The organism is Mesorhizobium sp. Pch-S (assembly GCF_004136315.1).
Lineage (GTDB): Bacteria > Pseudomonadota > Alphaproteobacteria > Rhizobiales > Rhizobiaceae > Mesorhizobium.
The window spans coordinates 4,052,032-4,067,062 of sequence record NZ_CP029562.1 but is presented as its reverse complement, the minus strand read 5'-3'; the positions used below and the strand labels follow the sequence as shown (position 1 = coordinate 4,067,062).

The 15,031-nt window shown below is 63.4% G+C and carries 14 protein-coding genes; 5 read left to right on the top strand and 9 right to left on the bottom strand.

What is annotated here, in order from left to right; all coding sequences use genetic code 11:
- Together C1M53_RS19100 and C1M53_RS19095 are read right to left on the bottom strand one after the other, a co-directional pair.
- Positions 1–666 carry a 3-oxoacid CoA-transferase subunit B gene (locus C1M53_RS19100; RefSeq protein ID WP_207213021.1) on the bottom strand — a complete coding sequence of 222 codons (666 nt, stop codon included), beginning with the start codon at positions 664–666 and terminating at the stop codon, positions 1–3.
- Positions 663–1,385: a 3-oxoacid CoA-transferase subunit A gene (locus tag C1M53_RS19095; RefSeq protein ID WP_129413668.1), complete on the bottom strand. Its 723-nt coding sequence runs from the start codon at positions 1,383–1,385 to the stop codon at positions 663–665. Before C1M53_RS19095 ends, C1M53_RS19100 begins: the two co-directional genes overlap by 4 nt.
- 119 nt (positions 1,386–1,504) lie before the next feature.
- On the opposite strand from C1M53_RS19095, the gene C1M53_RS19090 reads away from it, so the two are divergent.
- Positions 1,505–2,266, top strand: a complete 762-nt coding sequence (locus C1M53_RS19090) for an IclR family transcriptional regulator C-terminal domain-containing protein (protein ID WP_129413667.1) — start codon at positions 1,505–1,507, stop codon at positions 2,264–2,266.
- A gap of 74 nt (positions 2,267–2,340) precedes the next feature.
- Here C1M53_RS19090 and C1M53_RS19085 read toward each other — a convergent pair whose 3' ends face one another.
- Positions 2,341–3,186, bottom strand: coding sequence for an alpha/beta hydrolase (locus C1M53_RS19085; protein ID WP_207213020.1), 846 nt, complete (start codon positions 3,184–3,186; stop codon positions 2,341–2,343).
- A gap of 539 nt (positions 3,187–3,725) precedes the next feature.
- Here C1M53_RS19085 and C1M53_RS19080 point away from each other — a divergent pair.
- From C1M53_RS19080 to C1M53_RS19075, 3 genes are read left to right on the top strand one after another with little or no spacing between them, the layout of a single operon-like run.
- Positions 3,726–5,015, top strand: coding sequence for an AMP-binding protein (locus C1M53_RS19080; RefSeq protein ID WP_245488628.1), 1,290 nt, complete (start codon positions 3,726–3,728; stop codon positions 5,013–5,015).
- Positions 4,967–5,359: a hypothetical protein gene (locus tag C1M53_RS31930; RefSeq protein WP_207213018.1), complete on the top strand. Its 393-nt coding sequence runs from the start codon at positions 4,967–4,969 to the stop codon at positions 5,357–5,359. The genes C1M53_RS19080 and C1M53_RS31930 overlap by 49 nt, the downstream gene beginning before the upstream one ends.
- Complete coding sequence (locus C1M53_RS19075; RefSeq protein ID WP_129413666.1) at positions 5,356–6,351, top strand: nitronate monooxygenase; 996 nt, start codon at positions 5,356–5,358, stop codon at positions 6,349–6,351. Before C1M53_RS31930 ends, C1M53_RS19075 begins: the two co-directional genes overlap by 4 nt.
- Here C1M53_RS19075 and C1M53_RS19070 read toward each other — a convergent pair.
- Complete coding sequence (locus C1M53_RS19070) at positions 6,274–6,603, bottom strand: DUF3870 domain-containing protein (protein WP_129413665.1); 330 nt, start codon at positions 6,601–6,603, stop codon at positions 6,274–6,276. The two genes, C1M53_RS19075 and C1M53_RS19070, sit on opposite strands and share 78 nt — an antisense overlap.
- Before the next feature lie 136 nt (positions 6,604–6,739).
- Between C1M53_RS19070 and C1M53_RS19065 the strand changes: the two genes are divergently transcribed.
- Complete coding sequence (locus C1M53_RS19065; RefSeq protein ID WP_129413664.1) at positions 6,740–9,112, top strand: aminotransferase class III-fold pyridoxal phosphate-dependent enzyme; 2,373 nt, start codon at positions 6,740–6,742, stop codon at positions 9,110–9,112.
- A gap of 118 nt (positions 9,113–9,230) precedes the next feature.
- Here C1M53_RS19065 and C1M53_RS19060 read toward each other — a convergent pair whose 3' ends face one another.
- The 5 genes from C1M53_RS19060 to C1M53_RS19040 all read right to left on the bottom strand — a co-directional run bounded on the left by C1M53_RS19060 (position 9,231) and on the right by C1M53_RS19040 (position 15,024).
- A complete protein-coding gene (locus C1M53_RS19060) occupies positions 9,231–10,907 on the bottom strand; it encodes an amidohydrolase (RefSeq protein WP_129413663.1) in 1,677 nt (558 codons plus the stop codon).
- On the bottom strand, positions 10,880–12,259 hold the full coding sequence (locus tag C1M53_RS19055; protein WP_129413662.1) for an aminotransferase: 1,380 nt from the start codon (positions 12,257–12,259) through the stop codon (positions 10,880–10,882). The genes C1M53_RS19060 and C1M53_RS19055 overlap by 28 nt, the downstream gene beginning before the upstream one ends.
- 76 nt (positions 12,260–12,335) lie before the next feature.
- Positions 12,336–13,106 carry an enoyl-CoA hydratase/isomerase family protein gene (locus C1M53_RS19050; protein WP_129413661.1) on the bottom strand — a complete coding sequence of 257 codons (771 nt, stop codon included), beginning with the start codon at positions 13,104–13,106 and terminating at the stop codon, positions 12,336–12,338.
- A complete protein-coding gene (locus C1M53_RS19045; RefSeq protein ID WP_129413660.1) occupies positions 13,106–14,293 on the bottom strand; it encodes a CoA transferase in 1,188 nt (395 codons plus the stop codon). Before C1M53_RS19045 ends, C1M53_RS19050 begins: the two co-directional genes overlap by 1 nt.
- A complete protein-coding gene (locus C1M53_RS19040; RefSeq protein WP_129413659.1) occupies positions 14,290–15,024 on the bottom strand; it encodes an enoyl-CoA hydratase/isomerase family protein in 735 nt (244 codons plus the stop codon). The genes C1M53_RS19045 and C1M53_RS19040 overlap by 4 nt, the downstream gene beginning before the upstream one ends.
- Between the last annotated feature and the right edge of the window lie 7 nt (positions 15,025–15,031).

Here is a 15,031-nt window from a genome sequence, read left to right as displayed (position 1 = left end):
TTAGACTTCCGGAACGTTCAGGTTGATGATTTCGCCTTCGACCAGCAATTCAGCGCCGGTGAGTGCCTGCAATTCGTCAAGGCTGAGAGTTGGCAGCTTTTCCCGCAGCACGAACCGCGAACTCACGATGTCGATGACAGCGAGGCTGGTGTAGACGCGCGTCACGCAGCCCACTCCGGTCAGCGGCAGGCTGCAGCGCTTGACCAGCTTGGGCTTGCCGTCCTTGGTGACATGGTCGGTTATGACCGCGACACGTTTGGCGCCATGCACGAGGTCCATGGCGCCGCCGACCGCCGGCACCCCTTTCGGGCCGGTGCTCCAGTTGGCGAGATCACCCGTCTCGGCGACCTCGTAGGCACCGAGGATCGCCACATCGAGATGGCCGCCACGCACCATGGCGAAGCTGTCGGCGTGATGGAAGAACGCAGCCCCCGGCTTCAACGTCACCGCCTTCTTGCCGGCGTTGATCAGATCCCAATCCTCTTCTCCCGCCACCGGCGCTTCCCCGAAGTCGAGGATGCCGTTTTCGGTGTGGAAGATCGCCGCGCGGCCGGAGGGCTGGAACTGCGCCACCATCTCGGGAAAGCCGATGCCGAGATTGACATAGGCACCGTCTTCGATGTCCTGCGCCGCCCGCCAGGCGATCTGGGCGTTGGTGAGTTTCATGCGTATTCCACTCCCTGCCTGATCAGCGCCTCTTCCTGCGCGGCGTCGACTACCTTGACGATACGGTCAACGAAGATCCCAGGTGTCATCACCTGCTCGGGATCGATGCCACCTGGCTCGACGATCGCATGCGCCTGCACCACGGTCGTGCGGGCGGCCATCGCCATCAACGGTGAAAAATTGCGCGCCGCCTTGCGATAAGTGAGATTGCCGCGGCGATCGGCCAGTTCGGCCTTGATCAGGGCCACATCGGCCTTCAGCCAGCGCTCCTGCACATAGCTGCGGCCTTCGAACTCGGCGACCGGCTTGCCGGCGGCGAGTTCGGTGCCGTAGCTCGTGGGCGTGAAAAAGGCCGGGATGCCCGCGCCCCCGGCGCGAATGCGCTCGGCGAGCGTTCCTTGCGGCACCAGTTCCAGTTCGATCTCACCCGCCAGATATTTCTCGGTAAAGGCGCGCGGGTCGGACGAACGCGGAAACGAACACACCATCTTCGTCACCATGCCTTCATCGATCATGGCGGCAATGCCGATGCGACCATTGCCGGCATTGTTGTTGACTACGGTCAGCCGTCCCGGGCTGCCGGTCGCCCGAAAACGGTCGATGAGCGCGTGGATCAATTCGATTGGCGCACCCGCGCCGCCAAAGCCGCCGATCATCACGGTCGCGCCGTCTTGGACGACGGCCACCGCCTCGGCAAGGCTGGCCACTGTCTTGTCCATGCTGTCCTCCTACTCGGATACGGCAATATGCGACAATGAAGTGGTCCTTCAATACAGTTTGTGCGATATCGTTCTTTTGTTGACTATTCGCACAAATCAATATGCATGGAAGTGAAGCGATGTCCCTCCTGGAACGCGACATCATGGGCGGCCTGGCCAAGGGCCTGTCGGTCATCGAAACCTTCACGGCCGAGCATCCGCGGCAATCGATATCGGAGGTTTCCGTCGCATCGGGGCTCGACCGGGCTACGGCGCGGCGCTGCCTGCTGACCTTGGCCCATCTCGGCTATGCCGACTATGACGGCAAGTTCTTCACCCTGACACCGCGCGTGTTGCGGCTTGGCACGGCCTGCCTCGCCACCATGCCGCTTCCGCAGCTGATGCAACCCCTGCTCGACCGCCTGTCCGAACAGATCGGCGAGAGTTCCTCGGTTTCGATCCTCGATGAAACCGACATCGTCTATGTGGCACGCGCGGCGCAAAGGAAGGTGATGTCGATCGGCCTCATGCCGGGCTCCCGCCTGCCCGCCTATTGTACCTCGATGGGCCGGGTGCTGCTTGCTGCCCTGCCCGAAGCTGCAGCCAGAGAAATCCTTTCCCAGGCACCATTATCGGCTCGAACCGCCCATACCCTTACGGATCCAGAAGCGCTCGTTGCAGAATTCGCACGGGTCAGGCTGCAAGGTCATGCGATCGTCGATCAGGAGGTCGAGCTCGGGCTGCGCTCGATCGGCATCCCACTTTACAATTCGCGCGGCCAGACGGTCGCGGCGATGAACGTCGGCGTCGCTGCATCGCGTACGGAGACCGATGAAATGGCGCGCCTCTATCTTCCCGCCATGACTGCCGTCCAGTCGGAATTCCGAAAGCTGATGCGCTGACACACGATGATGGCGGCCCGGCATGGCCGGCCCGCCACGGTGTTTGCTAGGGCGCTGCACGAGACAGAACGGCGCTATTTCGGGAGGTCGTGCGCCCATTTTGAAATGGCCTCGGCGACTGCGGCGGGCTGTTCCGGCATCAGCGCGTGCGAGGCATTGGCCACCGTCACCGTGGTCACGCGCTCGCCGAATTGCTTGCGCAGTTCGTCCCAGCGATCACGTGGCTTGAACGGGTCTTCCTCGGGGATGATCTCGAGGATGGGCGCGGTGCCTGCCGCCCACCAGATCTTCCTCGGTACCGGTTTTTCCGACTGCATCGCTGTGACCTCGGGATACCAGCCCTTCAACCAGCCGCTTGCGTCATGGCCTTTGGCAAAGAAAGCTCCCTTCAAAGCAGCCAGGCGTTGCTCGTCCGGCAGGCTGAGATTGCCTGCGAAGTCGGGGGCCCACCAGACAAGCGGATTGCGTTCCGCCGTGTCGCTGGCGGAACCAGCGGCAACGACGACGCCGCGCACCTTTTCGGGATAGCGTGTTGCGGTCATGCGGGCAACGAAATGACCATAGGCATGACCGGCCACGACCGCACGTCCATCACCCAGGGCATCGATGACATTGGCGACGTCCTGCGCGAAATCATAGAGGTCCACCCCCTTCATCGGACCGACCGACTTGCCTATTCCCCGCGGCTGCGGCCGCAGGACCTTGAAGCCACCGGCAGCCAATGTCTTCGAGAGCACGTCATAGTCGCCATAGCTGTCCCGTCCCTGCGACGGCAAAAGCACGACAGCCGGCCCCTTGCCCTCGACAAGAACTTCGATGGCAACATTCTTGTTGCTGACGATTTCCGTCTGTGCCGACCTGCTTTCTTCAGCCAAAATGACGCCCGGCACGGCGGACAACAACATGGCCGACAAGGCCATGGATAGAAAACCAGTTCGCGACATTCCCCTCATCTGCTTTCTCCTGGTCTGGGTGAAATTCAGGACATGACAGCGTGCCGGCGTTGCCGAATGGTCATCGCCAGGTAACAGCTGCCCTTCGACCGAACGGGACAGTCCATGGTCCCGTTCGCGTCAGAAGCACGCTCTTGCAGTCTGCTGAAGGCTTCCAGCTCCTTGCGATATTTTGGTTGATAATGTGAACTATATCGTTCACGTTATCAACTATCTGTCAACCGCTCGGCGCACCACCTCGAAACTCGGACAATCCCGGTCATGTCACCCACCTCGGCCCAATGGGCGGCACAACGCGCGCGCCTGATGCTCCCCGGCACCTGCCAACTCGTCGGCTTGACATCCATCGCATCGAAGTTCATTCAAACAGGTGCTAGGAGACTTCCTGGCACCGCGCCGAAAAAGGCTGCGGTGCGATTTTCAAGGATTTCAGACCGGCGGATGTCATGGCGCTTTGCCACGACAGCCGCCGGTTTTTCGTTTTGGAGGACTGGTCAGTGACCCAGATGCAGAACCGGCAACCGTCCGGCTCTTCCGATATCCCGGCCACCATCTGCGAGGCGCTCGATCGCGCGGTGGCACTTCGGCCGGACACCGAAGCCCTGGTCGGCAACGGTGAAAGGATAACCTTCGACCGACTGCGAAACGAGAGCCTGAAGGTGGCCCGCGGTCTTGTCGCCTCGGGCATTCGTCGCGGTGACCATGTCGCGATCTGCGCCGGCAACAGTGTCGAATGGGCGATCCTGTTCCACGGCATCGTGCGGGTCGGCGCGGTTTGCGTGCCAGTCAACACGCGGTTGACGCCAGGAGAGATCCGCATGCAGCTTGAACGTGCCGACGCGCGGATGCTGCTTACAGTCGACAGCCTGCTGAAGATCGACTTCATCGCCGTGCTGCGCGAGGTCTGCTCAACGGTTGATACCGCGCTGCCTTCGCCAGAACTGCCGCTTCTGACCGACGTCGTTGTACTCGGCGATGCGGCGCCGGGGACCTGCAGGCAGTATGCCGACTTCCTCGCCAAGGGCGAGGGCGTCGATCTCCCAGCCTTGCCCGAGCCGGACGACGTCGCGCTGATCCAATTCACCTCCGGTTCGACCTCTTTCCCGAAGGCGGTGCTGCTCACCCACGCCAATATGGTGACCGACGCCCATTTCCTCGGCGAACGCATGGGCGCTCGCGAAGGCGACCGCTACCTGTCGGCCCGCCCCTTTTTCCACGTTGCCGGTTCGACGCTCGCGGTCGTGCTGTCCGCCGTGCACGCCATCACGCTGGTGACGATGCATCGCTTCACCGGCGAGGAAGCGCTTCGGCTCATCCGCGAAGAGGCCTGCACCCTCACCTCCGGCAACGACACCATGTATCTGATGATGCTGGGCAGCCCGGACTTCGAACCGCACTCCTACACGCTCCGCGGCGGATGGGCGGCGATAAGCCCGGCGATCATGCGCCGCGCGGTCGAGGAATTCGGCGCCGAACAGACGGTGACCGGCTATGGCCTCTCCGAAGCTTCACCCAACATCATGGCCTCCGATCACACTGATCCGGTGGAAGAGCGCATCGCCGGCTGGATGCGCCCTCATCCCGGCCTGGAAGTCCGTATCTGCAATCCGACGAGCGGTCTCGAACTGCCCCGCGGCCAGAAGGGCGAAATCCGCGTGCGCGGCTGGTGCGTGATGAAAGGCTACTACCGTGACGAACAGGCGACGCGCGAGACCATGACCGCCGACGCTTCCTCAAGACCGGCGACATGGGTGTCATGCGCGAGGACGACCGCGTCACCTTTGTCGGACGGCTGAAGGAGATTATTCGTGTCGGCGGCGAGAATGTCGCGCCGGCCGACGTCGAGGACGTGCTGATCGGCCATCCGAAAATCCGTCAGGCACAGGTGTTCGCCTTGCCCGACCCCCGCCTCATCGAGGTGCCCGGCGCTTATGTCGTGCCGCGCGACGGCGAAGTTGTGACCGCCGACGAGGTTCTGGCCTGGGCGAAACCAAGGCTCGCCGGCTTCAAACTGCCGAAATATCTCGCCGTCATCGAAAGCTTCGACATCGTCGGCCTCACCGCCAGTTCGAAAGTGCCGAAGCGCCTGCTGATCGAGCACGCCAAACGCCATTTCGGCCTTGAGGAGAGCGCCTCGTGACCACACGTTTCACCAAGACTTTCGGCATCGCTCACCCGATCGTCCAGGCCGGGATGAGCTGGGCCTCGTCGAACCCGGTGCTGCCGGCCGCCGTTTGCAATGCCGGCGGGCTCGGCGTTCTTGCCGCTGGCCCGATGTTCGTCGAGGATTTCCGCAATGCGCTGCGAACGCTGAAAGCATCGACCGACAAACCCTTCGCGGTCAATGTGCCGCTTTACCGGCCGCAGGCCGATGAAATCCTCGATATCGTCATCGAGGAACAGGCACCCATCCTCATCGCCTCGCAGGGCGGTCCAAAGAAGTATCTCGGCCGCTTCCAGGCCGCCGGTATCAAGTGCATCCACGTCGTCGCTTCGGAGACTCACGCGCTGAAAGCTCTCGAAACCGGTGTCGACGCAATTGTCGCCGTCGGCGGCGAAGCCGGCGGTCATCCACCACCCGATCAAGTGTCGACGCTCGTTCTGGTTCGCGCCATCGCCAAGGCAGCACCCGAAGCGATCCTGATCGCCGGCGGTGGCGTTGCCGATGGCGCAGGCATCGTCGCCATGCTCGCGCTCGGTGCTGACGCGGTACAGCTCGGAACACGTTATCTCGCCACCAAGGAGGCGAGCGTGCACGAGGCCTACAAGCAGAAGGTCCTCGCCGCCGGGATCGCCGACACGGCGCTGGTCGGCCGTGGCATGAGCCCGATCCGCATGGTCTGCAACGATTTCGCGGTGCGCTTCCTCGAGGCAGAAACCGCCGGCGCCGACATCGAGACACGCCGTGCGATCTTCGCCGCCAGTTCGCTCAAGCTTGCGGCTCTCGACGGCGATGTTGGCAACGGCAAGATCGAGGCCGGCCAGAGCGCAGGACTGATCGATGATCTCCCCGGTGCCGAGGAACTGACACTGCGCCTGATCGCGGAATACCGCTCAGCCTTTGCCCGCCTGGCGGGCCTCGACATAGCGCTGGAAGGCCGCCTGGAGCGCAGTCTGCAGGGAGTTCTTTGACGGCGTATGGATACGATTTTCAATCAGTGCGGTGAGCCCTTCGAGCCCGTCGGTCAGGCGATAGCCCAGCACCGTCCGGCGAAAGAAGTCACGCGCCAAGTCCGTCACGAAGGTCGCGTCGGCCGCAACGATCTCGTGGGTTCGCAAATCGATCTCCAGTACCACGCCGATCCAGGTCATGGTTTCCGACATGCCGGTACCACGCGGGGCCTGGGCGTAGCCGCTGACGAGCACGGTGCGGTTCTCGCTCATACCATCTCCCTGCCGGTTCGTTTGTCGCGAAAAGAAACAATCAGATCCGTCATGTCAACGCATCCGCCAACGTTGCGACAAGCCGTCGACGACTCCGCACTATGAACGACTTCCGCACCAGATCAGGAGCTTGAACATGCTGGAAAGCAGGTCCCGACAATCTGCGGAAGCCAGTACGGAGGCAGGCAACATCCTGACCGCCCGTGTTCCTCGTCTTGCCGCCACCGAACTTGCACGACTGCTCGACGTCTACGGGCTGTCCGGCACCTTCAAACCTCTATCCGGCGAGCGTGATCAGAACCTCAAGGTAACGGCCGCGGATGGCCGCCACTATGTGCTGAAGATCGCCAATGCGGCCGAGCCGGCTCAGGCGCTCGCCTTCCAGAATGCCGCGCTGGACCACATCGCCATGGCCGATCAGGATCTGCCGGTACCGCGCACGGTCACCTCGCTGGAAGGAGCGACGATCGTGCCCGTGCACCACGACAGCGCGGTCTTCATGGCACGGCTCGTCACGCACCTGCCCGGTGAGCCGGCACTCGACTTTCGTGCCACCCCCGGCTTCCGCCGTGACGCCGGCCGGCTGGCTGGCCGACTGGATCGCGCACTTTCCAGCTTCCGGCATTCCGGCGGCCCTACGGACATGATCTGGGACCTGCGACACGCTGCGGCACTCGAAGATCGCATCCACCACATCACCGACCCCAGGCGTCGCGCGATCGCCGAGAAGGTCATGACGGATTTCACGACGCATGTCGTGCCGGCCTTCACCGGACTGCGCAGGCAGGTGGTCCACAACGACATCCACCAGAACAACATCATGCGCGACCCGTGTTCCGGTGCGATCACCGGCATCATCGACTTCGGCGACATGGTGGAGACCTGCCTCATCAACGAGGCGGCGATAGCGATCGCTCACCAGCTCTACCGCGAGCCGGATGTTCTCGGTGTCGCTTCCGAATTCCTGTCCGCCTATGCCACCGCGATGCCGCTTGAACACGCCGAAGTCGCCGTCCTCTTCGACCTTGTGAAGATGCGGCTGCTGTCCCGCGAGATCATCGTGGCCTGGCGCAGCGCCACATTGGACGGTCCTTCGCCTTATCGGGCCGATATATCCGAAATGGGATGGGAAGCGCTCTCGCGCGCGCTGTCGATCAATCCCGAACACGCCTCAGAACATCTGGAGAAAGCCATGACCGCGCTTGCAGCAGCCCCCCGTTCGACCTCGACCGACCAGCACTTTGAGGATCTGATGGCGCGGCGCCGGAAAGCCATGGGGCCGATGTACAAGGAGTTCTACCAGCAGCCCTTCATGCCGGTGAAAGGTGAAGGCGTCTGGGTAACCGACACGCATGGCAAGCGTTATCTCGACGCCTACAACAACGTGCCGCATGTCGGTCACTGCCACCCGCAGGTCTCGGACGCTGTGGCGAACCAGGTGCGGGTCTTCAACTCCAACACCCGCTATCCGAGCGAGCTGATCGTCGACTATGCCGAGCGGCTGACGGCCACCCTGCCGGACCATCTCGACACGGCGATGTTCGTCTGCTCGGGAACCGAAGCCAATGAGCTCGCCTGGCGCATCGCGACCGCGAATACCGGTGGCACGGGTGCCCTCGTTACCGACGCCGCGTTCCATGGCAATTCCACCATCATCGGCGCGCTCGACACGGCAACGCTGCCGCATGACCGCCTCGAACCCTGGATCGGCACCGTGTCCGCGCCCCGCTTCGCGGGTGCCGCCGGAGGCAACGGCAACGCACTGTCCTCCGGCGATTATGCCTCGACCTACACAAAAAGCATTGCAGGACTGGCGAAGCGTGGGCATCATCCGGCCGCCTTCTTCGTCTGCCCGGTCTTCGCATCCGACGGTCTCTATTCGGTGCCGTCCGGCTATCTCGATCCGGCCATTGCGGAGATCCGTCGCGCCGGCGGACTTGTCATTGCCGACGAGGTGCAGACCGCACTCGGCCGCACCGGCAGCCACTACTGGGGCTTCCAGCACGCCGGGCTCGTTCCCGACATCGTCACCATGGGCAAGCCGATGGGCAACGGCATTCCGTTGGGCGTCGTCGTCGCGCGCCGCTCGCTGGTCGAGGGTTTCCTTCAGAGCCAGCGCTACTTCAACACCTTCGGTGGCAACCAGGTCGCCGCAGCCGCCGGCCTCGCCGTGCTCGATGTCATCGAGAAAGAAAAGCTGCAGGAGAACGCGCTCCATATTGGCACCCATCTGCGCGAAAACCTCGCCGGCCTGATGGGTCGCCACGCCGCGATCGGCGACGTGCGCGGTACCGGCCTTTTCGCCGGCGTCGAAATTGTCGAAGGGGACAAGCCGTCACCGACAAAGGCACGTGCCGTGATCGAAGATCTGCTTACCCGCGGCGTGCTGGTCGGTCTTACCGGCGCCGGCAGGAACCTCCTGAAGATCCGCCCGCCCATGGTGTTTTCGCGCGAGAACGCCGACATGCTCGTCGAAGCACTCGACAAGGCGCTCGCCAGGGTCGGCTGAAGGATACGCAAGTTCGGTTCCGGCTCACCTGGGGCCGGAACCGCAAATGAAAACCCCGCCGGATAGGCTCCGGCGGGGTTTTGCTTGGTGTTGCTGTCGAGGCCTGCCCGGCCAGATTTCAAGCGGTGTAGACTTCCCTGCCTTCGAAGAAGGTCTTCAGGACTTTTGTATCGGCAATGGCGCGCGGCTCCACGGCGTGGAGATCGCGGTCGAGCACGATGAAGTCCGCCGAGAAGCCTGGTGCCAATTGACCGGTCTTGTCGCCAAGGCCCATGCCTTGCGCGCCGTTGCGCGTCATCAGCGGCAGTGCCTGGTCGAGTGTGATGGCTTCGTGCGGCGAATGCACACCCGGCAACCGGCCCGAGGGATCCGCGCGGGTGAGCAACCCGGCCAGCGATTGCCATGGGCTCAGTTCCGGGAAGACTGTCATCCAGTCGGACCCAACCGCCATCGTCACGCCGGCCTCCAGCATGGTGCGGATCGGCCAGACGGTGGCGTAGCGCTCCTTGCCGACAACACGTTCATGCGCAAGGCTGGCATGGTTGACGAACCACATCGGCGGATTGAGGTCGGCGATGACCCGCAGCCGTTTCATGCGCGGGATATCCTCATGCGGAATGTATTGGCCATGCGCGATGTGGTGCCATGGGCCATTGTCACCGTTTTCGGCACGGACCCGTTCGACGGCGTCGAGCACACGGCAGATGGCGGCATCGCCCACCGCATGGACCTTCACGCCGATGCCTTGCCGGTCATGCGCGGCGATCTCGGCGAAGAGCTCATCCGGCGACAGATACATTTCGCCATGTTCGTTCGTGCCGGGATAGGCCGCGATCATTGCCGCAGTCTTCAGCGACGGCACGCCGTCGAGGAAGATCTTGGCGTTGCCAGCCACCATATGCGGGCCGCAGGCGGCTTCATGGCGGCTCAGAAACTCCTCGGCTTCCTTGGACCAGGTCGAACAGGTGCGGCTGGCGGACAGGTGGAATCCAGCCCAGGTCGAAAGCTCGCCGGCATTGTCGAGGGTACGAAAAGCGGCGATCATTTCCGGCGTCGACTGCGCGTCGGAAAAGCCGGTGACGCCAACCGAATTGAAATAGCCGACGGCGGCGCGTGCCACATCGACGATCTCGCCGTCGCCGAGCGCCGGGACGGCGCCATCGACGATCCACATCGCGCTTTCCTCGAGAAGGCCGGTCACCTCGCCGTCAACGCGCACGATACGGCCGCCGGCGGGGTCAGCTGTGGAGGCGTCAATGCCCGCAGCGGCAAGCGCCGCACCGTTCGCGAAGGCGCCGTGCAGGCTGCCATGGGTAAGGAGCACGGGGCGGCCGCCGCTCGCCTCGTCGAGCAGCCGCTTTGCCTCGATGCCGAGCTTCTCGATATCGGCCAGTGCCGTCGCCCCGTAAGCGCTGCCGGTGAGCCAGGCACCTTCCGGTTTGCCTTCGGCTGCCTTGCGTACCCGCATCAGCACGGCCTCGAAGTCGTCACCGGCGTCGATGGCGAAGGAGCGCAATCGTGTCGTCATGCCGGAAATGACATGCATGTGGAAGTCGACGATACCGGGCATGACGAAACGTCCGCCGAGATCGACGACCGTGGTATCGGGGCCGGCGAGGTCCCGAAGCTCGGCTGTCGTGCCGAGGGCAAGAATGCGACCCGAGGCATCGGCAGCGATCGCCTCGGCTGTCGGGCGCGCCCGATCCATCGTCCGGATCGCGCCATTGATGAAAAGCGTGGTGACGTTCATGTGCTCTGGCCGATCGATCAGGCTGCGGCCTTGGCGTTGGCCCATGCCAGCGTCTGGTCGAGCGCTTCCCGGAACGTGTCGACGATGAAGTCGATTTCCTTCGTCGTCACGATCAGGGGCGGCGAGAACGACATCGTCTCGCCGAGATTGCGGGTGACGAGGCCACGCTCGAGTGCGAAGCGCGAACAGGCCGCCGCCGCCCCGACCGACGCGTCGAACGGCGCCTTGGTCTTTTTATCGCTGACGAGCTCGACACCGGCCATCAGCCCGATGCCACGCACCTCGCCGACGATCGGATGATCCTTCAATTCGGCAAGCCGCTTCTGGAAATAGGCTCCGGTCTCGCGTGCGTTGCGGGTCGTATCGAGTTCTTCATAACGGTTGAGCGACGCAAGAGCGGCCGCCGCGCACACCGGATGACCGCCATAGGTGTAGCCGTGACCGAAGACGCCGACCTTGTCGGACTGCTCGCGCATCGCATCGACGATCTTCTCCGACACGATGACAGCCGAGATCGGCAGATAGGCAGACGACAGCGCCTTAGCGCAGGTGATCATATCCGGCTTGTAGCCGACCGCTTCCGCGCCCCAATAGGTGCCCGTGCGTCCGAAACCGCAGATGACCTCATCGGAAACCGTCAGCACCTCATATTTGTCGAGCACCGCCTGAATGGCTTCGAAATAGCCGTCTGGCGGCATCACGACGCCACCGGTGCCCATCACCGGCTCGGCAAAGAAGCCACCGACGGTTTCCGGACCTTCCGCAAGGATGAGCTGCTCAAGTTCATCGGCCAGTCGCTTGACGAAATCGGCCTCGCTCTCGCCTGGCCGGCCTTCGCGGTAAAAATGCGGGCATGTCACATGCAGGAAGCGGTCGATCGGCAGATCGAACTCGCGATGGATGTTCGGCAGGAAGGTGAGACTGCCGGAAGCGATGCCGGTGCCATGATAGGCGCGCTTGCGGGCGATGATCTTCTTCTTCTCGGGCCGGCCAAGCGCGTTCCAGTAGTACCAGATCAGCTTGACGGCGGTGTCGTTTGCTTCCGAACCCGAACATTGGAAGACGACACGGGACATGCCGGGTGAATTCTGGATCAGTTTCTCGGCGAGATCGATCGAAGGGTTGTTGGAGCGGTGCGCGAACAGATGAAAGTAAGGCAGTTCGTCGATCTGCGCCTTCACCGCCTCCTTGATCGAGGTATCGGAATAACCCAGCGCCACGCACCACAGGCCCGACATGGCGTCCAGATAACGGTTGCCGCTGTCGTCATAGATATAGGCGCCCTCGCCGCGCGTGATGATCAGCGGACCATCCTTCTCATGCTGGCGGATATTGGTCTGCGAGTGGATTTGATAGCGGATGTCGCGGGCGGCGGCGGAATTGGCGAGCTGGGTCATAGCGGTCTCCTGAAAGCACGATCCTCAAAAAGTTGCGGACTTTTCAAACGAAGATCATGTGGCAACAAAGGACGGTTCAACTGGCGTCGGCGGTGCCGTTGCCGACATTCTGCAGGAAACGGTCGACGCCGTTCTTCCAGCCATTGTCGGCAAGCACGCGTTCGATCGCGGCGAGTTCGATGCGGATGCCTGAATCCAGGTCCGTCCGCGAGCCAAGGTCGACGGACTGCTTTGTCAGCGCGATCGAGAGCGGTGGCGCCTCGGCGATCTTGAGCGCGATCGTCATGCCTTCTTCCGAAAGCTTCGATGGCTCAGTCAGCCGTGCCACCATGCCGAGCGCATAGGCTTCCGCAGCCGGCATCTCGCGGCCGGTGTAGAGCAGTTCCTTGGCCCGTGACACACCGACAACGCGTTGCAGCCGCTGCGTGGCCCCGACCGTGCCCCAATGCGCTTCCGGAAAACGGAAGCTCGCATCGCTCGCCGCAACAATGAAATCGCAGCTCATGGCGATTTCGCCGCCCGAACCGACGGTTGGCCCCTGGACGAGCGCGATCACCGGTCGCGCGCAGCGCTCGATCATCGAATAGGCTTCGAAGGAGGCGAGCCGGCGCTGGCGGATCCAGGCCGCGTCGCGCCCCTTGCGCTCCTTGAGATCGGCGCCGGCGCAGAACACCGGCCCCTCCCCCTCGACGATCACGACACGGATATCGTGATCGCGATCAATCGCCCTGAAAGCTTCGGTCAGCCCATGGCACATCGGCAGGTTGAGTGCGTTTCGCGCCTCGGATCGTGAAAGAACGACGCGGGCGACCGCTCCCTCGCGCTTGACCTTGACCGGTCCCGACATCAGATCACTCCTTCGCCACGCAATCTGTCTATTTCCTCGGCCTGCAAACCGAGCATCTCGCCGAGCACGACCTCGGTGTCGGCGCCGAGAACCGGCGGTACGCCGATCGAAATCTCGTCGTAACCGGACAGCCTGACCGGAGTCCGCAACGCGCCGATCCGGCCGGCTTTCGGATGTTCGAAGGCGGCGGCCATGCCGCGCGCCTCGACATGAGGGTCGGCAAGGATCTCGGCGACACTGTTGACCTCGCCTGCCGGCACATTGGCAGCGCGCAATGCTTCGGCAAGCTCGTCGCGTCCACGCCCGGCAATTGCCGCCGTCATAGCGGCCATCACCCGTTCGCGCTGGACGACGCGTTCGGAATTGCGATCCAGTGCCGCGTCCGCCGCAAGTTCATCCAGGTCAAGCACCGCGCAGATTGCCGCCCAATGCTGGTCGGAACCCGAGATGTGCAACCAGCGTCCATCCCCGCATTCGAAAGCCGCGGACGGAACACGGCCGGGGTGCTCGGTGCCGGTGCGTTTCGGGTCCTCGCCCAGCAGGAACCAGCGCGCGGCGGCAATGGTCAGCATCGAGACCTGCACGTCGAGCATCGACAGGTCGACATGGGTGCCGCGTCCCGACTGTGCCCGTCCAGCAATGCCTGCCAGAACGGAGATGGCGATCCAGAGGCCGGATGACAGGTCGGCAAAAGGCACCCCGACCTTGGCTGGCGCGCCATCCGGATGCCCGGTCAGGGCCATAACGCCCGACAGCGCCTGGAAGATGGTGTCGTAGCCGTTGCGGTCGCTGTAAGGGCCGGTCTGTCCGAAGCCCGTGCACGAGACGTAGACAAGCTTGGGGTTATCAGCTGAAAGCTGTTCGTAGCCGAGCCCGAAGCGCGCCATTTCCCCCGGCAGGAAGTTCTCGACGACAACATCCGCGTTCTGCGCCAGTGAGCGGGCAATCGCCTGGCCGTCTGGCGACTTGAGGTTGAGCGTCACCGATTTCTTGCCGCGGTTGAAAGCAAAGAAATAGCCGCTGTCACCACTGGCCACGCGCGGCTCGAACGAGCGCGTCTCGTCGCCGCTGCCCGGCCGCTCGATCTTGATCACCTCGGCGCCAAGTTCCGCCAGGATCTGCGTTGCCATCGGCCCGGCGAGCACGCGGCTGAAATCCAGGATGCGGATACCGTCGAGGGGCTTCACTTTTCGGTCCTCCGGAAGCCGCGCATCAGCGCGTTGACGTCGCGTCCGGCGGCCATGGCGGCATCGAAAGGCAGGTCGGCAACACGATAGAACAGTGCCTTGGCGGCGGCCATCGCCATCGGGTTGGCCTTCGCCCACTGGTTCGCGATCTCGAGCGCTGTATCGATTACGGCGTCCGTGCGAACGACCCGGTTGGCGAGGCCGAGCGCCTGCGCTTCTTCGGCGCCGATCAATCGGCCAAGGCTCACCATCTCGAAAGCGGCCTTGCGTCCGAGCTGCCGCTGCAGCCCGGTCATGACCAGGGCCGGGACGATGTCGTGCTTGAGTTCGGGATAGCCGAATTTGAGGTCGGCTCCGGCCACCATCATGTCGCAGCCGATCGCCAGGCCCGCGCCGCCACCGACCGCAGCACCTTGCACCGCCGACACGACAGGCTTCTTCATCTCCTGCAGTTTGGATTGCAGCCGGCAGGTCAGGTCGGCGCGAGCCAGCACGCGATGCTGCTGGTCCGGCGTCAGGTCCTTGAATTCGGAGAGATCGGCGCCAGCACAGAACCCCTTGCCTTCGCCGGCAAGCACGACCGCACGGACCGCATCGTCGCCATCCGTCGCGTTCAATGCGTCGAGCAGCCCCTGGGTCAGCTCTGTATTGAGCGCGTTGAGCTTGTCGGGCCGGTTCATGCGGATGATCCGCACGGCACCCCTGTCCTCGACAACTATGCATTCTGGCATTTCGGTC